This window comes from Arthrobacter sp. zg.Y820 (assembly GCF_030125555.1).
GTDB lineage: Bacteria > Actinomycetota > Actinomycetes > Actinomycetales > Micrococcaceae > Arthrobacter_B.
Genome location: NZ_JASKLX010000013.1, coordinates 22681 through 43774, shown reverse-complemented (window position 1 = coordinate 43774; position 21094 = coordinate 22681). Strand labels below are relative to the sequence as shown.

General features: G+C 67.6%; 21 protein-coding genes. 4 read left to right on the top strand and 17 right to left on the bottom strand.

From position 1 onward, the window contains the following. Window positions 1-62 precede the first annotated feature (62 nt). Window positions 63-1058, bottom strand: a complete 996-nt coding sequence (infC, locus tag QNN99_RS15335) for a translation initiation factor IF-3 (RefSeq protein ID WP_229967678.1) — start codon at window positions 1056-1058, stop codon at window positions 63-65. A 382-nt stretch (window positions 1059-1440) separates the two neighbouring features. On the opposite strand from infC, the gene QNN99_RS15330 reads away from it, so the two are divergent. Both QNN99_RS15330 and QNN99_RS15325 read left to right on the top strand, forming a co-directional pair. After that, a complete protein-coding gene (locus QNN99_RS15330) occupies window positions 1441-1869 on the top strand; it encodes a DUF1844 domain-containing protein (protein WP_229967676.1) in 429 nt (142 codons plus the stop codon). A gap of 147 nt (window positions 1870-2016) precedes the next feature. Beyond that, a complete protein-coding gene (locus tag QNN99_RS15325; RefSeq protein WP_229967674.1) occupies window positions 2017-2730 on the top strand; it encodes a DnaJ family domain-containing protein in 714 nt (237 codons plus the stop codon). An 80-nt stretch (window positions 2731-2810) separates the two neighbouring features. Here the strand turns inward: QNN99_RS15325 and QNN99_RS15320 are convergent, their stop codons facing one another. The 8 genes from QNN99_RS15320 to QNN99_RS15285 form a co-directional block, all read right to left on the bottom strand. Beyond that, a complete protein-coding gene (locus QNN99_RS15320) occupies window positions 2811-4109 on the bottom strand; it encodes an MFS transporter (protein WP_229967671.1) in 1299 nt (432 codons plus the stop codon). A gap of 36 nt (window positions 4110-4145) precedes the next feature. Next, a complete protein-coding gene (locus QNN99_RS15315) occupies window positions 4146-4994 on the bottom strand; it encodes an SseB family protein (protein WP_229967669.1) in 849 nt (282 codons plus the stop codon). Window positions 4995-4998: 4 nt separating this feature from the next. Beyond that, a complete protein-coding gene (priA, locus tag QNN99_RS15310; protein WP_229967667.1) occupies window positions 4999-5748 on the bottom strand; it encodes a bifunctional 1-(5-phosphoribosyl)-5-((5-phosphoribosylamino)methylideneamino)imidazole-4-carboxamide isomerase/phosphoribosylanthranilate isomerase PriA in 750 nt (249 codons plus the stop codon). 69 nt (window positions 5749-5817) lie between these two features. Beyond that, entirely contained in the window at window positions 5818-5976 is a 159-nt protein-coding gene (locus QNN99_RS15305; RefSeq protein ID WP_229967665.1) for a CG2302 family histidine operon protein, read from the bottom strand. 4 nt (window positions 5977-5980) lie between these two features. Continuing rightward, window positions 5981-6619 carry an imidazole glycerol phosphate synthase subunit HisH gene (gene hisH, locus QNN99_RS15300; protein ID WP_229967663.1) on the bottom strand — a complete coding sequence of 213 codons (639 nt, stop codon included), beginning with the start codon at window positions 6617-6619 and terminating at the stop codon, window positions 5981-5983. Continuing rightward, window positions 6616-7233, bottom strand: a complete 618-nt coding sequence (hisB, locus tag QNN99_RS15295) for an imidazoleglycerol-phosphate dehydratase HisB (protein WP_229967661.1) — start codon at window positions 7231-7233, stop codon at window positions 6616-6618. Before hisB ends, hisH begins: the two co-directional genes overlap by 4 nt. Before the next feature lie 123 nt (window positions 7234-7356). Then, on the bottom strand, window positions 7357-8466 hold the full coding sequence (locus QNN99_RS15290; protein WP_229967659.1) for a histidinol-phosphate transaminase: 1110 nt from the start codon (window positions 8464-8466) through the stop codon (window positions 7357-7359). Between the two features lie 201 nt (window positions 8467-8667). Beyond that, a complete protein-coding gene (locus tag QNN99_RS15285) occupies window positions 8668-9126 on the bottom strand; it encodes a LysM peptidoglycan-binding domain-containing protein (RefSeq protein WP_229967657.1) in 459 nt (152 codons plus the stop codon). Window positions 9127-9532: 406 nt separating this feature from the next. Between QNN99_RS15285 and lexA the strand changes: the two genes are divergently transcribed. Further along, entirely contained in the window at window positions 9533-10354 is an 822-nt protein-coding gene (gene lexA / locus QNN99_RS15280) for a transcriptional repressor LexA (RefSeq protein ID WP_442860541.1), read from the top strand. Between the two features lie 144 nt (window positions 10355-10498). Here lexA and QNN99_RS15275 read toward each other — a convergent pair whose 3' ends face one another. Both QNN99_RS15275 and hflX read right to left on the bottom strand, forming a co-directional pair. After that, window positions 10499-12547 carry an ATP-dependent DNA helicase gene (locus tag QNN99_RS15275; protein ID WP_229967655.1) on the bottom strand — a complete coding sequence of 683 codons (2049 nt, stop codon included), beginning with the start codon at window positions 12545-12547 and terminating at the stop codon, window positions 10499-10501. Further along, entirely contained in the window at window positions 12540-14108 is a 1569-nt protein-coding gene (gene hflX / locus QNN99_RS15270) for a GTPase HflX (RefSeq protein WP_229967653.1), read from the bottom strand. The genes QNN99_RS15275 and hflX overlap by 8 nt, the downstream gene beginning before the upstream one ends. Window positions 14109-14227: 119 nt before the next feature. Here hflX and QNN99_RS15265 point away from each other — a divergent pair, with 119 nt between their 5' ends. Next, the gene (locus tag QNN99_RS15265; protein WP_229967650.1) at window positions 14228-14839 is read left to right on the top strand and encodes a class I SAM-dependent methyltransferase; all 612 of its coding nucleotides are present in this window, start codon (window positions 14228-14230) and stop codon (window positions 14837-14839) included. 117 nt (window positions 14840-14956) lie between these two features. On the opposite strand, the gene dapF is transcribed toward QNN99_RS15265, so the two are convergent. The 6 genes from dapF to QNN99_RS15235 form a co-directional block, all read right to left on the bottom strand. Further along, the gene (gene dapF, locus QNN99_RS15260; RefSeq protein WP_229967735.1) at window positions 14957-15898 is read right to left on the bottom strand and encodes a diaminopimelate epimerase; all 942 of its coding nucleotides are present in this window, start codon (window positions 15896-15898) and stop codon (window positions 14957-14959) included. 20 nt (window positions 15899-15918) lie between these two features. After that, entirely contained in the window at window positions 15919-16893 is a 975-nt protein-coding gene (gene miaA, locus QNN99_RS15255) for a tRNA (adenosine(37)-N6)-dimethylallyltransferase MiaA (RefSeq protein ID WP_229967648.1), read from the bottom strand. A gap of 7 nt (window positions 16894-16900) precedes the next feature. After that, on the bottom strand, window positions 16901-18424 hold the full coding sequence (gene miaB, locus QNN99_RS15250) for a tRNA (N6-isopentenyl adenosine(37)-C2)-methylthiotransferase MiaB (protein WP_284016071.1): 1524 nt from the start codon (window positions 18422-18424) through the stop codon (window positions 16901-16903). Between the two features lie 107 nt (window positions 18425-18531). Continuing rightward, window positions 18532-19512 carry a permease prefix domain 1-containing protein gene (locus QNN99_RS15245; protein ID WP_229967647.1) on the bottom strand — a complete coding sequence of 327 codons (981 nt, stop codon included), beginning with the start codon at window positions 19510-19512 and terminating at the stop codon, window positions 18532-18534. After that, entirely contained in the window at window positions 19512-19847 is a 336-nt protein-coding gene (locus QNN99_RS15240) for a PadR family transcriptional regulator (RefSeq protein WP_229967645.1), read from the bottom strand. The genes QNN99_RS15245 and QNN99_RS15240 overlap by 1 nt, the downstream gene beginning before the upstream one ends. Before the next feature lie 291 nt (window positions 19848-20138). Then, entirely contained in the window at window positions 20139-21041 is a 903-nt protein-coding gene (locus QNN99_RS15235; RefSeq protein WP_229967643.1) for an aggregation-promoting factor C-terminal-like domain-containing protein, read from the bottom strand. Window positions 21042-21094: the final 53 nt, after the last annotated feature.

The window sequence follows — 21094 nt, the reverse complement described above, 5'->3', positions numbered from 1 at the left end:
GGCACTTTGCAGTGCCAGGGGTTTACTGGACGCCGGGACGTCCTGCGGGGAAAAGCTGAGTCTTACTCCGCAGTTCCGGGCTTGTTCTGGCTTGCTGCGCCCCGTGAAGGAGCAGCCTTGCCAGCAGGTTTGGAAGCAGCAGCAGGCTTCGGCCGGGCAGCGGGCTTCGGCGCCGGCTTCATGGCCGTGGGCTTGGGCACTGCAGCCGGCTTGGGGGCCGGAGCGGGCTTGGACTCAACGGGAGCCGCAGCGGCGGGAGCCTCTGCAACCGGCGCCGGAGCCGGAGCCTTGGCAGCCTCTTCCGCGCGTCGTGCGTCGGCTGCTGCCTTTTCGGCTGCAGCCTGCGCCCGCTTTTCGGCCATTTCCTTGTCAGCCTTTTCCTTCTCTGCACGGGCCTTGTCAGCCTCGGCAGCGGAGGAACCGAGCCGCAGGCCGTCCGGCAGAAGATCTGCCAGGCTCTGCGTCAGGGGCGCCTTGTTCTCAGCGGAGGTGTCCACCCGGGCGGGGGCCTCGCCGTTCTTGACGGCTTCGTTGGCTGCCTTGGCATCGGCACGCTGCGACGCGCGCCGTGCTTCGGCCTTGGCTTCCGCCTTGTTCTTCAGCGGTCCAATGACCATGACCATGTTGCGGCCGTCGATGCGGGGCGTGGATTCCACCATGCCCACCTCGGCGACGTCGGCTGCGAACTTGTTCAGCAGCTTCATGCCCATTTCCGGACGCTGCTGTTCGCGGCCGCGGAACTGGATCATGGCCTTGACCTTGTCACCGGCTGCAAGGAAGCGCATGGCATGGCCGCGCTTGGTTTCGTAGTCGTGAGTGTCAATCTTCAGACGGAACCGGATTTCCTTCAGGACGGTGTTCGTCTGGTTCTTGCGTGCCTCACGGGCCTTGACAGCGGCTTCGTACTTGTACTTGCCGAAGTCCATTAGTTTGCACACCGGAGGCTTCGCCTGCGGTGCCACCTCAACAAGATCCAGGTCGGATTCGGCTGCCAGACGCAGGGCGTCTTCGATACGGACAACCCCAACTTGCTCTCCAGCCGGTCCTACCAGCCGCACCTCAGGGACGCGGATTCGATCATTGATTCTTGGCTCGCTAATGTTGCAGCTCCTGTTGTATCCAAAACGGCTACCGCCTGCAACTGAAGAAGGCCCCCAATTGCACGCGCAATCGGAGGCCTCGAGGGGTCGGCGGGAGCTGCATCAGCAGCAACCTCCCGGATCGGCTGGACCAGGTAAACCTGGACCCGCCACCGGGGGCCGACCGTACCCGGCAACTCTGTCTTCTGCACAGGCGCCCTGGGGCACATGGACTGAAGATTCAGGCTGACGCGGGTGGGAGGATTCTCCGCTTGCATACTGGCTGATGTGAAACATTCAACGCTCCGTGAAGGGCACTGAAAGTAACGACAACCAGTTGGTCTGTGACAAGCTTACCAGTATGAGTACCCCACAGAGCAACCCGGCGGCCGAGCACACCCGCCATTCCTTCCCCGGCACCACGGAAGAGGTGCAGGCCCCTTCCGCTGAAGAGCAGGAAGTGGCTGCGCAGATGCGTGACATTGCCGAGGTCCCCGCCATTGAAGTCATCACCACTGCCGCCGTGCACCTGATGAGCGCCGCAGCCGTCAAGTGCGGCCTGGCCGACGGCGACGACGCCGAGGAGCTGAAGGACCTGGACGAGGCCCGCAAGCTGATCACCGCCCTGGCCGGATTCGTCACCGCAGCGGCTCCCGAGATCGGCAGCCAGCACGCCGGCCCGTTGCGCGACGGCCTGCGCTCACTGCAGCTTGCCTTCCGTGAGGCGTCCGACATCCAGGACGCGCCGGGCAAGGGCCCGGGCGAGAAGTTCACCGGCCCCGTCAACTAACGCAGCACGTCTTTTCCATTTTTAGTCAGCACCCCGGCCCGGGGAGCCTGCCGGTTGCGGCAGACTCCCCGGGCTTTTTTCTGCCCGCCCGGCTGCGTAACCTGTACGGGACGCTGAGCAAACGTTGAGCGGAAGGGACGAACTCGCATGGGCGGCAGCGGGGCCGAAGCGTACAAGAAGAGGCTGGAGAGGGCGGCCCGGCTCAAGGCGGCGGGGACACCGGAGGATGCCGGCTACAAGCTGCCCGAGGGCCTGGCCGGGGCTGAAGAAGCAGAGCTGGCGGAAAAGCGCCGGAAGATCAGCGCCGAAGCCAAGGCCGACTACCTCATCCGGGACGCGATGAACCGTGGCGACTTTGACAACCTCAGCTACGCCGGGAAGCCGATCCCCGACCTGGCCGACCCGGATCCGGACTGGTGGATCAAACGGCTGATCCGACGGGAGAACCTCTCGGGATTGGGTCCGCCCGCGCTGTTGCTCCGGGTGGAGGACAAGGAGTTCGAACCGCGGCTGGACCGGTTGCCGTCCGAGCGCCAAGTGCGCGACGCCGTCGACGACTTCAATGCCCGGGTGATTGAGGCCCGCCGCCAACTGCTGGGCGGCCCGCCGGTGGTCACCGGAATCCGGAACGTTGAGGACGAGGTGCGGGGCTGGCGGCAGCGCCGGGGCCTGCCCGCAACCGCCCCGGGGAACGCAGGCACGAAGCAACCCGGGGCCGGCACGAAGGACGCCGCAGCACAGCGGCCGGCGGTGCGCGGCGGAGCTAATCCGCCGGGCTGGCTGCACCGGCTGCGCCGCCGGCTGCCGCGCTTGCGGCCGGGATCCCCGGGATCCCCGGGGCATCCGCGCCACCGGGAGTAACCGACTGTCCGGCCGGCTGGCTGTTGGCGGCCGGCTGTCGGTTGGCTGTCGGCTGTCGGCTGTGAACCGGCCGCGGCAGGCTACTCCTGACGCAGCAGGCGCTGTCCGCGCCGGCTGAACTTCCGTACGCCGAACGTTCCCGCAACCAGCAGCGACGCGGCGCCCCCAGCAAAGATGAATCCGGCCCACGGACCGATGACGTCAATCGCCGCACCGGCCAGCGGGGCGCCGAGCGCAGTGCCTGAGGTCAGGGCGGAGCCGTACCAGCCCATCGCCTCGCCGCGGCGTTCCTCGGACACCAGGTCAGCCACCCGTTCCGAGGCGGAGGACAGCACCGGGGCGCACAGCAGGCCGGCGGGAATGGACAGCAGGGCCAGGCTGATGGTGTCCGTGGCCAGGGCCATGGGCAGGGTCAGCACTGCCATCGCCAGCAACAGCAGCATGGGCGAGGCGCGCCGGTGCATGGCTCCGTAGACCAGGCCACCCACCACCGAGGCGGCACACCAGGCGGCGAAAACGATCCCCACCTGCCCGGGTTCGCCGGTGGATTCCACCAGGGCCACCATGCCGACGTCCGAGCTGGACAGCAGCAGGCCCACCCCCACCGCGACCGCAAACACCACGGCCACGCTCAGCGTGAACCAGGAGAACCCCGCGCGCAGGCGGGCTCCGCGGCTCAGCGCCGCCAGCGGCTGCAGTTCCGCCGAGGCTTCGGACAGGTGCGCCGGTGCGGCCGCGACGACGGCGGCGTTGGCTGCCTCGCGCTCCTGGACGGCGGTCGCTGCGGTCCGCGGGTTTTCGGACCGGGTCGGCGGATTGAACCAGATCAGCAGCAGCCCGGCGAGCGACGTCGTGATGCCCACCAGGGTCAGCCCGACCACTGAGGAAACCGAGGTGGCCAGGACGGCGCCCAGCGCCGGTCCGCCCATGAAAACGACTTCGGTGGCAATGGAGTCCAGGGCGAAGGCTGTCCGCCGCTGGTCCCCCGTTGCCAGTACGCCCAGCGACTGCCGGACCACGCTAAAGACCGGAAGCGTGAACACCCCGCCGACCAGCGCCAGCACCAGCAGCCATTCATAGCTGGCGTGCGGGGCAATGGACCAGATGACGGCCTCGGAAATCACCGAGGGAATCAGGGCGCGGCGCAGGCCGACATTGTCCACCCGGCGGCCGCGCCAGGGGGCGCCAAAGGCGATGCCCACGGTGACGACGGCGGCAACGGCACCGGCCTTGGCGTAGCCCATGTCCATGGTCAGGACCACGTGCAGGGTCAGCAGCACGCCGGCGGCGGAATGCGGAAAACGGGCGATCATTCCGACCAGGAGCAGCCGGCGGATCGGGGCAACGCGGAGCAGCTCCCCGTAGGCGGAAAAATTCACGGCACTTCACTTCCGGCGGTCCACCGCCCAGCAAGGTCAGCGCGTGATTTTGAGTTCCAGGGAATCCACACGCTCAACGAATAACGGATCGGCAGCCAGCCGCTGCTGCAGCAATCCGGCGATGCCCTGCACCGCCTGCGCATCCAGTCCCGGTGCCAGGTGAAGAACCATTCTAAGCTCAGGACCGGCGCCGCCTCCGGCCACCACCGTCCCGCGTGCCGACCGTGTCACCGTTCCCGGTCCCGGCGCCAGCTGGACCCCCGTCACTGCGGGTTCGACGTCGACCGCGGCGGACACGGCCTGCGCGACTTCCTGGTCGGCGTACGACGGCGTCCAGGTCCGCTGCTGCGCCAGCGCCCACATGGCCGGGCGGCGCACCACGAAGGTGATGTCCGCACCGGGATCCACCACCAGCAGCTGCGCTTCCTCGGAGACGGCGGACAGGGCGGCGCGGGCGGCATACACCGCAACCGGCCGCGCCTGCGGATGCCACTGCGCCAGCGCCGGCACCGAGGTGAACACCGGCAGCGCCTTGCGTCCGTCCGGGGCGGTCAGCGTCACCAGGGCCATGTCGGCCTCTTTGTCAGCGGTCAGTCCATGTTCGGACTGCGCCTCGGCACCGAGGGTGGCGACGATGGGCACGAACACGCGGGCGGTGGCCAGGGCAGCCACCACCTGCGCTTCGGAGCCGGTGCCGGCTTCCAGTGCGGCCAGGGCGGCGAGGTATCCGGCGTCGGGGCTGCCGTCGTCGGCGTCGAAATTGTGCAGCGGGTTGCCCTCGCCGGAGAGGTCCCGGCCGGACCAGGACTGCCCCGCGGAATCGGCGGGTCCCCCGGCCCCTGCGAGGGCGGCCGCTATGTGGCCGGGAAGGGCGCGCTCAGCCATGGCTCTAGCGCTCCGGATGCCCGGCGATGTCGAACGCCTGCGGCAGCGTGAAGGCCCCGGCGTAGAGGGCCTTGCCCACGATCGTGCCTTCCAGACCCAGCGGCACGAGCTCCCGCAGGGCGGCCAGGTCATCCAGGGACGAGATCCCGCCGGAGGCGACAACGGGCCGTTCCGTGCGCGTGAGGACCTCGCGCAGCAGTTCCAGGTTGGGCCCGCGCAGCGTGCCGTCCTTGGTGACGTCGGTGACCACATACCGCGGGCAGCCGGCGTCCTCGAGGCGGGCCAGGACCTCCCAGAGGTCTCCGCCGTCCTTGGTCCAGCCGCGGGCGGCCAGCGTGGTGCCCCGCACGTCGAGTCCGACGGCGATGGCCTCGCCGTAGCGGGCGATCGCACTGGCGGTCCATTCCGGGTTTTCCAGGGCTGCGGTGCCCAGGTTGACGCGGCTGGCTCCCAGCTCCAAGGCCATGTCCAGGGAGGCGTCGTCGCGGATGCCGCCGGAGAGCTCCACCTTGATGTCCAGCTGTTCCACCACGCGCTTGAGCAGCGGGAGGTTGGAGCCGCGGCCGAAGGCTGCGTCCAGGTCCACGAGGTGAACCCAGGCCGCGCCGTCGTTCTGCCAGGCCATGGCGGCGTCCAGCGGGTCGCCGTAGCTGGTTTCGCTGCCGGCCTCACCCTGGACCAGGCGCACGGCCTGGCCGTCTGCGATGTCCACGGCGGGCAGCAGCTCAAGGACGGGAGTTTCAACAAGTGACATGGTTCTGCTTTCCGTGGGGAGGTTTGTCCGGATGATGCGGTGCCGGAGGGCGGATCAGGAACGGGCGGCTCAGGAGCCGCTGTCGATCAGGAGGTAGGCGCCGAGCAGGGACATGCCCGCAAGGATCCAGAAGAGAACGACGATGATTTTGGACATGCCCTGGCTGCGGAAGGAGATGGCGCCGCCGATCAGCAGCCCGGCCAGACCCATGAGAAGAAGACTCCACATCGCCCTAGCCCAGCGTCTTCAGCCAGTTTTCCAGCAATGCCGCACCGGCATCACCGGACTTTTCCGGATGGAACTGGGTGGCTGTCAGCGGACCGTTTTCCACCGCGGCGACAAAGCGGCTGCCATGTTCGGCCCAGGTGACCTGGGGTGCGCGCATGGCGGGCTGGGTGACATCGAAGTCCCATTTCTGCACACCGTAGCTGTGCACAAAGTAGAAGCGTTCATCCTCGATGCCGGCGAACAGCTGTGAGCCCTCCGGCGGCTGGACGGTGTTCCAGCCCATGTGCGGAACAACATCAGCCTTGAGGCGCTCGACGACGCCGGGCCACTCCCCCATTCCGGGGGTGCTGACACCGTGTTCCACGCCCTCGTCGAAGAGGACCTGCAGTCCGACGCAGATGCCCATGACGGGGCGTCCGCCGGCAACGCGGCGGCCGATCAGGCGCAGGGCGTCCACTTCCTTGAGCCCCTGCATGACGGCCGCGAAGGCGCCGACACCGGGGACCAGGAGCCCGTCGGCGTTGAGCACGTCATCGGATTTGGAGCTGAGGGTGACGTTGGCGCCGACGTGCTCGAGGGCCCGGACGGCGGAGCGGATGTTCCCGGACCCGTAGTCGAGGACCGTCACGTTGCGCGCCGTCACAGGGCACCCTTCGTGGAGGGGATGCCCTCAACGCGGGGATCGGGTTCGACGGCGGCGCGCAGCGCACGGGCAAAGGCCTTGAACTGGGCCTCCACGATGTGGTGCGGATCCCGGCCGCCGAGCACCGTCATGTGCAGGCAGATCTGGGCGTGGAGGGTGATGGCCTCGAAGACGTGGCGGGTCAGCGACCCGGTGAAGTGTCCGCCGATCAGGTGGTATTCCTGCCCCGCCGGTTCACCGGAATGCACCAGATAGGGCCGCCCGGAGATGTCGACGACGGCGTTGGCCAGGGCCTCGTCCAGGGGAATGGTGGCCTCGCCGAAGCGGCGGATTCCTGCCTTGTTGCCCAGGGCGATCTTGAGCGCCTCACCGATGCTGATGGCAATGTCCTCGACGGTGTGGTGCACATCGATGTGGGTGTCACCCGTGGCCTGGACCGTGAGGTCGATCAGGGAGTGCTTGGCCAGGGCCGTCAGCATGTGGTCGTAGAACGGCACCGAGGTGCTGATGTTGGACTGGCCGGTTCCGTCCAGGTCCAGCTCCACAACCACTGACGATTCACTGGTCACCCGTTCCAGGCGTGCGGTGCGTCCGGTGGTGGTCTCCACGGTCATGGTTTTCCTTTGAAAGAAGGTGGTCTCTGCTAACAGTTTAGTGTCTGTCGGTGTCTGCGGCTTGGTCTCCGCCGGCCGCGGACCGGCCGGCGCCGGTGCCGCCGCCGTGCCGCTGCCTGTGGCCTAGCGGATGCCGGCTGCCAGGAGCTCGCGCAGCCGGGCCAGGAAAACGCTGGTTTCCGCTTCGGTGCCGGCCGTGACGCGCAGATGGCCGGGGATGCCGACGTCGCGCACCAGCACGCCCGCCTCCAGCAGCCCCTCCCACAGTGCGTGCGGGTTTTCCACACCTCCGAAGAAGACAAAGTTGGCGTCGGACGGCGCAGGCTTCAGGCCCAGGCTGAGCAGCTCGGCGACAATGCGGTCCCGCTGGACCTTGATGGCTTCGACGTTGGCCAGCAGCGCTTCCGCGTGTTCCAGTGCGGCATTGGCAGTGGCCTGCGTGATGGCCGAGAGGTGGTAGGGCAGCCGCACGAGGCGCAGGGCGTCGGTGACTTCGGGTGCCGCGGCCATGTAGCCGACCCGGGCTCCGGCCAGCGCGAAGGCCTTGCTCATGGTGCGGGAGATGATCAGCCGTTCGCGGCCGGGCAGCAGCTGCAGGGCGCTGGGGGTGCCGGCGTGGAAGAACTCCCCGTAGGCCTCGTCCACAATCACTATGGCCTGTGACGCGGCGCCCGCCTCGTACACGGCTTCCACCACCTCGAGCGGCAGCGCAGTGCCGGTGGGGTTGTTCGGCGTGCAGAGGAAGACGATATTCGGGGCCTGCTCGCGGACCTGTTCCGCTGCGGCTTCCGGGGTCAGCGTGAAATCGCCGCTGCGGACGCCCGTGACATAGCGGGTGCCGGTGCCGCTGGCCAGCAGCGGATACATGGAATAGGTGGGCGGGAAGCTCATGGCGGTCCGGCCCGGGCCGCCGAAGGCCTGGAGGATCTGTTGCAGGACCTCGTTGGAGCCGTTGCCGGCCCAGATGTTCTCCGGGCTCAGTCCGTGGCCGAGATAGCCGGCAAGCCGCTCGCGAAGTTCAGTGAATTCCCGGTCCGGATAACGGTTCAGTCCGGCCACCGCCCGCTCAACGGAAGCTACGATCGCCTTCCGCACCTGGTCGGGCAGCCCGTGGGTGTTCTCGTTGACGTTGAGCAGGATGGGCACGTCCAGCTGCGGCGCACCGTAGGGTGTCAGTCCTCGGAGATCCTCGCGCAGGGGAAGTCGGTTCAGTCTTTCCAGCTGTTCAGTCACCTGTACAGCTTAAGACTCGAAGGCGGGGCGGGAAGAATCCCTCCGGCCGGGCAGGCGGGTTGTTACGCCCCGAGTTGCGCTGTTTGTAATGGCGCCGTGTGTGATTGCGCCGCTTGGGATAGCGCCGTGTGTCATTGCGCCGCGCCGCCGGCACATCAACTTGCGATTGCACCGTTTGTGTTTGTGCAGCGCCGTGGCGCCTCAGCGCTGGGTGGGAATGAACAGCTGCACGCCGACCGGAACCCGGTCATCGGAAAGGTTGTTCAGCTCCATGATCTCCGCGACCACATCGCGGGGATCGCGGTCGGGAGCAAATTCCTCGGCCAAGGCCCACAAAGAATCACCGGCACCGACGCTCACCTGCACGGTCTGCGTAACGTCGGGCGCCCCGCCCGAGGAGGCCATGGCGGGAGCCGTGAAGAATCCCAGGACCGTGAGTGCGGCAGCCGCGGTCAGCATCAGGGGAAGGCCGATAAATACCAGCCGGCCGCGGCGCGTCAGCCGCAGTTGCCGCCGCTCGGCGGGCACCGGCACAGCGGCCGGATTGGTGGACCCGGCAACGGGCCTCGGCGCTGAGGCCCGGGCGGCCGTCAGCTGAGGTCGGGCCGGGGCGGAGATGAAACGTGAGATGGGGTTTGACAGGTGTATCTGGGCGGGCATTTCAGCACCTTTCCGGTTCGATGGCCGCAGGAAATAACCGAAGCCATATTCGAACGATTGGAAGCTATCAGACATCTTTGGACTCCGGCGCGCTGCCATCATCGAAAGTATGTTCGATTCTTGTGAACTCATTTCTAGCACCTATCTACTAACAAAGTCGAGACTCGCTCGAACAAATGTTTGAAAACGTTGCTCCGCTCGCCTAGCGTTGAGCATGAGGAAGAGGTTCATCCGGTTCCGTCCGGACCGAAGCCGGAGCGCGGGCTCCGCAGCGGTTCGTACAGGACCACTGAATCAGCTGCCTCTGACATAACCGCCGGCACGGCTTGCACAGCGTTCCAACCCCGACATTCACCCGACCAGCTCCGGCACCGACCGGACCAGCTGACCCCGAAGGGAACCCCACGTGGCCCGCAGGACTGCTTCCGAAGACAGCACCAACCAGCCAGCGGCAACCGGCTCCCGTGCGCGTGCGAAAGGTCTGACTCCGCGGCAGAAGACCGTCCTGGAGATGATCCAGCGTTCCGTCAGCACCAACGGTTATCCGCCCACCATGCGGGAAATCGGAGACACCGTGGGGCTGGCAAGCCTTTCCAGCGTGACCCATCAGCTCATGCAGCTGGAGAAGCTCGGCTACATCCGCCGCGACCCCAAGCGCCCCCGCGCCATGGAAATCCTGATTCCGCTAATGCTGCGGGACGGGAAGGCCGTCGCTCCGGGCGAGGACTCAGCCGGTTCCCCGGCCGAGTCTGCGCCGGCAGCCGCCGGCTCCCGCACCGGCGAAGACGGCGCCGGCGACAAAGCAGGCTCGGCTGCCGGAATGGCCACGGTCACCGAGCTGTCGACCTCCGTTGACACGGCCATGGTGCCGCTGGTGGGCCGCATCGCCGCCGGCGGTCCGATCCTCGCTGAACAGGTTGTCGAGGACATCATGCCGCTGCCCCGCCAGCTGGTGGGTCACGGAGACCTGTTCATGCTCAGGGTCTCGGGCGACTCCATGGTCGACGCCGCGATTTGCGACGGTGACTGGGTGGTTGTCCGCCGGCAGCCCACGGCTGAGAACGGCGACATCGTTGCCGCCCTGCTGGATGACGAAGCCACGGTCAAGACCTTCCGGCAGCGCAACGGCCACACCTGGCTGCTGCCGCAGAACACGCGCTATGAGCCCATCGTGGGCGACCATGCAGTCATCATGGGCAAGGTTGTCTCGGTGATGCGCTCGCTCTAGCGGGCCCCGCACACAGCAGCGGTCCCCGGGGCGGGATTCCACGGGTGCTCTCCCGCGAGGGCTGGAGCGGATAACGGGTGGAGTAACGCGGAAAGGGCGGTCGGAGTTATCTCCGACCGCCCTTTCCGTTCAGTGGTGCCGGCGCTACTTCCGCGCAGGGGCCTTCTCCGCAGCCGCCGACTGCTCGGCGAGCCGTCCCAGGACCGAGAGCACCACAGAGCGGTCAGTCGTGGACCAGAACGGCGGCAGGGCTGCCTTCAGGAAGCTGCCGTAGCGGGCCGTGGCCAAGCGGGAGTCCAGGATGGCCACCACACCGCGGTCCCCCGCGGCACGGATCAGACGGCCGGCACCCTGCGCCAGCCGGACGGCCGCGTGGGTCGCGGCAACTGACATGAAGCCGTTGCCGCCGGCCTTGGCCACTGCGCGGGTGCGCGCGGTCATCAGCGGGTCATCCGGACGCGGGAACGGTATGCGGTCAATCAGCACCAGCCTGCAGGCGGCACCCGGCACGTCAACGCCCTGCCACAGCGACATGGTGCCAAACAGGCAGGTGTCGGGTTCCTCGGAGAACTGCTTGACGAGCGAGGACATCGAGGACTCCCCCTGGCACAGGATCGGGAAATCCACCCGGGTGCGCATCGCGTCGGCGGCCTCCTCGGCCGCCCGGCGCGAGGAGAACAGTCCCAGTGCTCCGCCGTTCGAGGCCTTCAGAAGCGCCTCGATTTCATCCAGCTGCGCCTCCGAGGTGCCGCGCTCGGGCTTGGGCAGGTCCTTCGCCACGTACAGCACGCCCTGCCGCGGATAGTCGAACGGACTGCCGACGTCGGTCCCCGTCCACGACGGCGCGCCCGGCCCCAGGAGCCCCAGAGCGCCGGCCACAGGGCCAAATTCGGATCCGATGGCAAGGGTCGCCGAGGTCAGGACCACGGTGTGGCCGTCGAACAGCCCTTCACGCAGCCGGCCGGCGACCGACAGCGGGGCCACGTTCAGGGTGGCGGGAGCGGTCTCATCCGGGGGCGAGTAGCCGCCCGACGGCGAGAAGGAGCTGGGCCGCGAAGCCCAGATCACCTCACCGGCCGAGGGAGCACCCAGCAGCCGCTCACAGAGCGACAGCACGGCCATCAGCCGCGACCGCGCGGTCTGGCGTCCGCCGTCGGCGGTTTCCCCGGGCTCGGGCTTGGAGTCGGAGAGCGCCACCCGGCAGGCTTCCCGGACCCGGCCCACTGCCTGCTCCTGCTCCTCGTTCAATCCGGCGGCGAGCAGGCCCGAGGGCACGTTCTCCATAGATTTCTCAAAGGCTCGGGACGCTTGGGCCAGTTCCTCCACGGAAGCGGAGGTGTGCTTGCGGGCGGCAGTCACCGCTGCGGAGATCACGGTTCCGGACAACTGTCCGGTGACCGCGCCGGTCACCCGGTCCTGCAGCTCGTGGGCTTCATCGATGACCACCACGTCATAGTCCGGCAGCACGGCCAGCCCTTCGAAGGCCGCGATGGCGAGCATGGCGTGGTTGGTGATGACGACGTCGGCCACAGCCGCCTGGGCGCGTGCGCGCTCGCTGAAGCATTCGGCGGCCACGGGGCATTTCTGCGCGCCCAGGCACTCCATCGAGGTCACCGAGACCTGGCGCCAGGATTTGTCGCTGACTCCCGGAATCAGGTCGTCGCGGTCGCCGGTGTCGGTTTCCTCGGCCCATTCGCGCAGCCGCACCACCTCGCGTCCCATCGCCGAGGTGGGTGCCGGTGCCGGATGTCCCACCGCGCGGTCCTCTCCCATGGTGAACAGGGCGCCGGCGGGGTCCTCCTCTTCCGGAAATCCCCCGCCGGTTTTGTGCAGGCAGACGTAGTTGCTGCGGCCCTTGAGCAGCGCGACGTCGACCTCGCGCGGCAGGTTGGGCTTGAGCGTCTTGAGCAGCCGCGGCAGGTCGCGGCCCACGATCTGGGACTGCAGCGCCAGTGTGGCAGTGGAGACCAGCGTGGGCTTGGTGCTTTCCAGCGCATGATGAATCAGCGGCACCAGGTAGGCCAGCGACTTGCCGGTGCCGGTGCCCGCCTGAACCAGCAGATGCTGTTTCTCGTCGATCGCGTGCGTGACCTGGCGGGCCATTTCATGCTGGCCCGGGCGGTTTTGTCCGCCCATGCCAGCGACGGCGGTGTCCAGCAGTTCCAGGACTTCGCCGGTGGTGTCTTTACTCATGGGTGACGAACGGCTCCAGTTCAGCGGCCAGGCCCTCGCGGACCATCACGTGCAGGCGGGTGCCTGCTTCGGAGTGCTCCACCGACAGGATTTCGGTGTCCGAGCTGTGCAGCCGGGAGACGATCTCGCCGCGCTCGTACGGAACCAGCAGCTGCAGATCCACCCCGGGGCGGGGAATGCCCTCGGAGATGGCCTGCATCAGCTCGTCGATGCCTTCGCCGGTCCGGGCGGACACCACCACGTGGCGCCGCTCCTTTTGCCGGAGCCGTTCCAGCACAAACGGATCCGCGGCATCGGCCTTGTTCAGCACGATGATCTCGGGCACCTTGCGGGCGTCCACATCCGTCAGCACCGTGCGCACTGCGGCGATCTGGCCCTCGGGATCCGGATGCGAGGCGTCCACCACATGGAGGATCAGGTCAGCATCCGCGACTTCCTCCAGGGTGGACCGGAAGGCTTCCACCAGCTGGGTCGGCAGGGACCGCACAAAGCCGACGGTGTCGGCGAGCGTGTACCCGATGCCGTCTTCGGTTTGTGCCTTGCGGATGGTCGGGTCCAGGGTGGCGAACAGGGCGTTCTCCACCAGGACTCCGGCATCGGTGAGCCGGTTGAGCAGCGAGGACTTGCCGGCGTTGGTGTAGCCGGCGATGGCCACCGAGGGAACCTGGTTGCGGTGCCGGTTGGCGCGCTTGGTTTCCCGGGCGGGCTTCATGGCCGCAATTTCGCGGCGCAGTTTGGCCATCCGGGTGCGGATCTTCCGGCGGTCCAGTTCGATCTTGGTTTCACCGGGACCGCGTGAGCCCATGCCGGCGCTGGCGCTGCCCACCTGGCCGCCGGCCTGGCGGGACATGGATTCGCCCCAGCCGCGCAGGCGCGGCAGCAGGTATTCGAGCTGTGCCAGCTCCACCTGGGCCTTGCCCTCGCGGGACTTGGCGTGCTGGGCGAAGATGTCCAGGATCAGCGCCGTGCGGTCGATGACCTTGACCTTGACGATGTCTTCAAGGCCGCGGCGCTGCGACGGTGCAAGTTCGCTGTCGACAATGACAGTGTCGGCGCCGGTGGCGGCGACGATGTCCTTGAGCTCCTGGGCCTTGCCCGAACCCAGGAACGTCCCCGGATCCGGCTTCAGCCGGCGCTGGATGATGCCGTCGAGCACCTCGGAGCCCGCCGTCTCGGCCAGTGCCGCCAGCTCCTGCAGCGAGTTTTCGGCGTCCTCCGCCGTTCCCTCGCTCCACAGGCCGGCCAGCACCACGCGCTCCAGGCGCAGCTGCCGGTATTCAACCTCGGTAACGTCCTCGAGTTCGGTCGACAGGCCGGCCACGCGCCGCAGTGCGTGGCGGTCGGCCAGGTCTTCCTGGTCGCCGTCGTGCGTGGAATGCCCGACGTCCCGGGACAGAGCCTGTGCCCTGCCGCGCCGGGCCTCGCCGGCGGGCGCTTTGGCCTCAGCGGCGCTCTCCTTGGCGAGGATCCTGTCAATGACCCCCTGGATGTCCTCCGGGCTCAGCTCCGTGTTGGGCTGGGCGGAATCGGACGTGCCAGGGCGGGAATTGTTGATCGTCATAATCTCCTTATAAGCCGTGTTCTCCATGGTAAGTCAGTGCACGGACATTTGGGCGCGTGATCTTTCGCCGGTGCATCCGGTTTTCGCTGCCTGCCGCAGACCCACTAATCTGGTTTGTTATGGGTTCAGACCATTACTTCAGTTCACAGCCCTCGGGCCCCGAGGTCCGCAGGCCGCTCCGTGTCACTCTCGGCGGCCTCGACCGTACGCTCGTGACCTCCGGCGGGATCTTCAGTCCCGATGCCATCGACAAGGGAACCGTGGTCCTCCTGGACGAGGTTCCCGATCCTTCCCCCGCCGGCAACTTGCTGGATATCGGCTGCGGCTGGGGTCCTATCGCGCTCACCATGGCGCTGAAGTCCCCCGCGGCGCGGGTGTTCGCCGTGGACGTCAACGAACGCTGCCTGGCCCTGACCCGCGACAATGCCGCCGCTCTGGGCCTGGCCAACGTCACTGCATCCCGTCCGGAAGAGGTCGATCCGGACCTGAGGTTTGACACCATCTGGTCCAATCCGCCCATCCGCATCGGCAAGGACGAGCTGCATGCCCTGCTGCTGCTATGGCTTCCGCGTCTGGCTCCCGAAGGAACCGCGTGGCTGGTGGTGCAGAAAAACCTGGGCGCCGATTCGCTGCAGAAGTGGATCGCCGACCAGTTGGGCGCCGGCTATTCCGTCTCCCGCCACAGCACTGCCAAGTCCTTCCGGATCCTCAAGGTTCAGCGCAAACCCTAAGACGGCCGGATGCCGGCCATCCGCCGGGAGTAACTCCCATGACCGCTACAACCGCGGCCCGGAACGCTTTATTCCGGGGCGCGGTTCCAGCTGCGCCCCGGAATAAAGCGGTGCCCGCTAGAGCAGCGTGCCGCGCGCCACGAGGACTGCCGGCCCGCTGAGTTCCACGTGTTCGCGGCCGTCCTCGGCGGTCAGGAAGCGGACGCCGACGACGCCGCCGGGCACCGTGACCGCCCATTCGTTCGGGGCGTCCCGGCCGGCCCAGAACCGGGTGGCGACGGCGGCGGCGCAGGCCCCGGTGCCGCAGGAGAGGGTCTCCCCCACGCCGCGTTCATGCACGCGCATGGTCAGCAGGCCCACGCCGTCCACGACCAGCGGATCGGCGGGCACCACGAATTCCACGTTGGTGCCGTGCTCCGGTTCCGGCTGCACCGACGGTGCGGCGGCGAGGCTGGTGGCCGCGAGTTCGGTCAGTTCGGCCAGCGCCACCACGGTGTGCGGATTGCCCATGCTGACGGACAGTCCGGGGCGGGGAACCTCCAGGCCGTCGGCGTTGACCACGGCATCCATGGCCTTGGCGGCGGCGGAATCGGGGTCAAGGAACTCCCACGGGCCCATGTCAACGGCGTAGCCGCTGTCCACCCGGGTGACGGTCTTGGTGCCGGCGCGGGTCCCGATGGTCAGGGTCTCCCCCTCGCCCAGCTCGACAAGGCCCTCGGCGAGCAGGAAATGCACAAACACCCGGACGCCGTTGCCGCACATCTCCGACACGCTGCCGTCCGAATTGCGGTAATCCATGAACCATTCAGCCGTGAGGTCGCTCTGCAGCACGGCCTGGCCCTCGGGCAGCTGGGCCGAGCGGATCGCCCGGATGAAGCCGTCGGCGCCGATGCCGCGGTGCCGGTCGCACAGCGCGGCCACTTCGGCGGCGGTAAGGTCGCGCTCCCCGCCGGGGTCGGCCACCAGGACAAAGTCATTGCCGGTGCCGTGGCCTTTGGCGAAGGGAAGGCCGGCCAGGGAGGCGGGCAGGCCGGAATCGGATAACCCGGAATCGGACAAGGGGGCTGAGAGCTCTGTGTTCACTGTTCAAGGATAGCGGCGGCGGCCCGGGCGGTCAGTTCGGGGTCGTCCCAGTCCAGCCAGGTGATCCGCGGATCGGCCCGGAACCAGGTCAGCTGGCGGCGGGCAAACTGCCGGGTGGCCACCACCGTCTGTTCCGCGGCCTGCTCCACGGTGGATTCGCCGTCGAGCACCTGCAGGAACTGCGAATAGCCCAGGGCCCGCCCGGCCGTCCTGCCTTCCCGCAGTCCGCGGGCCGCCAGGGCTTCCACTTCGGCGAGCAGGCCCTGCTCAACCATCCTGTCCACGCGGGCGGCCAGCCGCCGGTGCAGCAGGCTGCGTTCCACGCTCAAGCCCACCTGCACCGCGGGCTGGAAGTACTCTCGGGTGGGCATGAAGGAGCTGAACGGCCGTCCGGTGAGCCGATGGACTTCCAGGGCGCGGACCACGCGCCGGCCGTCGCCGAGCCGGTCGGCGGACACCGGATCCACCTCCCGCAGCCGCAGGCGCAGTGCTTCCAGGCCGTCGGCAGCGAGCTCCCGCTCGAGGTCGGCCCGGAGCAGCGGATCGGTGCCGGGAAATTCCAGGACATCCAGGGCGGCCCTGACGTACAGGCCGGACCCGCCCACCAGGATCGGATAGCGGCCGCGGGATCGAATGTCAGCAATCAGGGCGCGGGCCTGCGCCTGGAAGGCCGAGACGCTCGCTTCCTCGGTCACGTCCATGATGTCCAGCAAGTGGTGCGGGACGCCGCGGCGCTCGGCCACGCTGATTTTCGCGGTGCCGATGTCCATGCCCCGGTAGAACTGCATGGCGTCGGCGTTGATCACTTCACCGCCGAGTTCCAGGGCCAGGGCGACACCCAGATCGGACTTGCCGGAGCCGGTGGGCCCGACGACGGCGACCACCGGACGCGTGCGGGCGCCGTCGTCGGCTGCGTGCTCGCTGCGGGCGCCGTCGTCGGGCGCGGCGGGGCCGGAAGGCAGGGTGCTCATCCGGGGACTAGGAGCGCGGAGGCAGCGTCGGCATGCCCAGCGAGACGCCGGGTTTTCCGCCGGCGGTCCCGGGTGCGGGGACGCCGCAGGAATCGGCCTGCGACCGGTCCCAGGCATCTCCGGCGCGCGAGCGGCGCAGGGCGTAATCCGCGGCTGAAGCCGGATCCGAAACCAGATGGAAGGAGGCCGCTGAGGTGATCGGCACGGTGACCAGGTCACCCGGGCGCGGCACCGGGCTGCCCTCGGGGACGGAGAAATGCACCAGGCGCTGGTCCCGGGAACGTCCGGACAGGCGGCCGGTCTCGTCGGACTTGCGGCCCGATCCCGCAGTGACCATTACCTCCACGGTGGTGCCCACCTGTTTGGCGTTCTCTTCGGCCGCGATGCGGTCCTGCAGGGCGGTCAGGCGTTCGAAGCGTTCCTGGACCACTTCCTTGGGCAGCTGGTCCGGCAGCTCCGCGGCGGGTGTGCCGGGGCGCTTGGAATACTGGAAGGTGAAGGCGGTGGCGAAGCGGGACCGTTCCACGACGTCGAGCGTTGCGGCGAAGTCCTCCTCCGTTTCGCCCGGGAACCCCACGATGATGTCGGTGGAGATGGCGGCATGCGGCATGCGCTCGCGGACGCTGTCCAGGATGCCCAGGAACTTCTTGGACCGGTAGGAGCGGCGCATGTCCTTGAGGACCTTGTCGGAGCCGGACTGCAGCGGCATGTGCAGCTGCGGCATCACGTTCGGCGTTTCAGCCATCGCGTCGATCACGTCCTGGGTGAACGCAGCGGGATGCGGGCTGGTGAAGCGCACCCGTTCCAGGCCTTCGATGTCGCCGCAGGCGCGCAGCAGCTTGGCGAACGCCCCGCGGTCTCCGAACTCCACCCCGTAGGAATTCACGTTCTGTCCCAGCAGCGTGACTTCGATGGCGCCGTCGTCGACCAGTGCGGAGATCTCGGCGAGGATGTCGCCGGGCCGGCGGTCGCGTTCCTTGCCCCGGAGCGCCGGAACGATGCAGAACGTGCAGGTGTTGTTGCAGCCCACGGAGATGGAAACCCAGCCCGCGTAGACGGAGTCGCGCCGGGTGGGCAGCGTGGAGGGGAAAACGTCGAGGGATTCCAGGATTTCCAGCTGCGCCTCGTTGTTGTGGCGGGCCCGCTCCAGCAGGGCCGGCAGCGAGCCAATGTTGTGCGTGCCGAAGACGGCGTCAACCCAGGGTGCCTTCCGCTGGATGGTGTCGCGGTCCTTCTGCGCCAGGCATCCGCCCACCGCAATCTGCATGCCGGGGCGTGTTTCCTTCACATGGGCGAGCATGCCCAGGTTCCCGTAGAGCTTGTTGTCAGCGTTCTCGCGCACCGCGCAGGTATTGAAGACGACGACGTCGGCCTCGTCACCGGGGGCGGGCACGTAACCGGCGTTTTCCAGCAGGCCGGAAATGCGCTCCGAATCGTGGACGTTCATTTGGCAGCCGAAGGTCCGGACCTGGTAGGTGCGCGGGTGCTGCAGATGCTCAGCGGGGGACGGGGAAGATACAGTCAAGCTCACATTCCTAGGGTACCTGCCGCGGGGCGGGGCGGCTGGCCGCGGCTCCAATCCACGAAAGTACCGAAACGCGCCGGACGGAATTCTCCTTCCGGCGCTTCCGGCGGCCGCTAGGAGGATGCCGGCGTGACCGCATCCTCGCGGCTGGTTTTCCAGGCTTTCCGGAAACCGTCGGCGATGTCCCACAGGCCGATAATCAGCACCCCGGCCGCAGTGACACCGGCGATCCAGGTGCCCGCATTCGCACCCCAGTCCACGGCGGACAGGAATGACCAGTCAAAGACCTGGCCGGTCGCCAGCAGCCACAGCGCCGGAACCATGAACAGCAGCGCCAGCCCGGTGTTGGCTGCGGCAAAGGCATATGTCCAGCGTCCGGCCACGTAGAGCACGACGGCGAAGACGGCCTCAAGGACCAGCACGGCGATGACGCAGGGCAGCCAGAAGTTCCAGAGGTGTTGCTGCAGCACAAGTACGGGCTCGCCCGCCAGGAACAGCAGCGATCCGACGCGCTGCCAGAGCAGGAGCCCGATGAAGAAGGCCGAGAGGACTACTGCGGCAATCGTGTCGCCCAGCGAGATCCGGTTGTGCCGCTGCATCGGCGGCAGCTTTTCCGGTGTCCACGGCTGCAGGCCCAGATCCTTGCGCCGGGTTCCGGTGCGCTCGATGATGGCAAACACGAGGGTGACAAAGAAGGCCAGTTGCATCAGTGCGTTGAGCGAGGCACTCAATGCGGCACCGAAGGCTGCCGCCGGATCACTCGGGTCGGTGGCCATCCGGACGACGACGGTAGCCACGAACGCCAGGGGCGCCACAATGAGGAGCAGCATTTTCAGCAGACGCCACCAGTCCAGGAAGAGGTCCGGGCCGATCAGGTACAGCGGGCGGTCGGCGTAGCGCGCGGCCAGCCGCCGCGGGTCTCCGAACTCGGACAATACGGTGTTCTCCGCGTCAGCGGGTGCCTGGCCGGCGCCGATCCGGGCGTCGACGGCGTCGGTGATCGAGGCACGCAACTCCCGGTCGATATCACCGCGCTGCTCATCGGGAATGGATTTGAGGGCTGCGAAGACATAGCGGTCAGTGAGGGTGCTCATCATCGTGTTCCTTCATTGAGCTGGCGGATGGAGGCATGAAGGTCGTCCCAGTCCTGCAGCAGCAGGTCCAGCATTTCCCTGCCCTGTGCGCTGGTCGTGTAGAACTTCCGCGGCCGAGCTTCCTCTGTGTTCCAGGAACTGGTCAGCAGGCCCTGCTTCTCCAGGCGGCGCAGCAACGGATAGAGCGTATTGGCCTCGACGGCAAACCCGGCCCGGTTCAGGGCCTCAAGGAGTCCGTAGCCGTAACCGGGGTGTTTGAGGATGGACAGGCAGGCCAGCACCACGGTTCCGCGGCGCAGTTCCTGGAGGTGTCCGCCCAGCAGTTCTTCGTCCATGACAAACACTATGGTGTGTGAAGCACACTATTGCAATAGGCCAGCCCCACAGAGTTTCACTTCATGCCCTCAGTCCTCCGCAGCCGACCCCGGACTCCCCCACATCAACCAGCAGGGGACCCCCGCCCCGACGCCAACCCCGCACTGACTCACCGATGGCTGAACCACGGATCCGGCCCCCCAGCCCGCACACTGGTTCCCACCGTCTGTTGCCGTCTGTGGCCTGGGTGGTCACAGGAGCCACACCCGTCACGCAGGGTGGGAACCAGTGCGAATATCAGGATTGAGTGCTTAGTACCAGTTGTTCGCGTAGTGGAAATTCAGTGCCGAGCAGGGGCTTCCGTAACGGGACTCGATGTAGTCCAGGCCCCAGTTGATCTGCGTCTTGTAGTTGGTGAGGTAGTCCGCGCCCGAGGAGGCCATCTTCTCGGCCGGAAGCGACTGGACGATGCCGTACGCGCCGCTGCTGGCGTTGGTGGCGCTGGTCTCCCAGTTGGATTCCTTCTCCCAGAGCGTGTTCAGGCAGGTCATTTCCGAGGCGGCCCATCCGTGGCCCGCAAGGGCAGACTGAGCATAGGCCTTGGCCCCGGCGGGATCATTCACGGGCACGGCGGCAGCGGCGGCCTCAGCAGCTGCCGTTTCTTCCGCGGCGCGTGATGCTGCGGCATCGGCTGCTGCCCTTGCCGCGGCTTCCTGCTCAGCGGCCGCACGGGCCTGCTCTTCGGCAGCCCTTGTTTCGGCAGCCCTTGTCTCGGCAGCCGAAGCCTCTTCAGCCGCCCGGGCGGCCGCCGCGGCGGCTTCCTCGGCAGCCTTTGTTTCGGCAGCTGAAGCCTCTTCAGCCGCCTTGGCCTCAGCGGCGGCAGCTTCCGAGTCCGCCTTTTCGCGGGCTTCGCGGTCCTCGTCGGCAGCTTCGGCAGCTTCGGGAGCTCCGGGAGCGTCGGCAGCCTCGAGAGCTTCCGACGGAGCCGGCGTCTCAGCCGGGGATTCGTCAGAGGTGGCGCCGTGAGTGGGCGATGTAAGGCTCACGAGGCTGGCGCGCAGCTGGTCATTCTGGACGGATGCACCGGCGACGCCGAAAAAGGCCAGCGAACCGGCGACGGCGACGGCACCGACGCGCAGGTTGCGGTTGCGGGAACGCCGGCGTTCCTGAGTGATTTCACGGCGTCCGGGAGCGTTCTTGTGGGGGGAAGTCATAGGACCGAGACCGTACAGACGGATTCTGGGAACCGTTTCGGCTTCGTAACAAT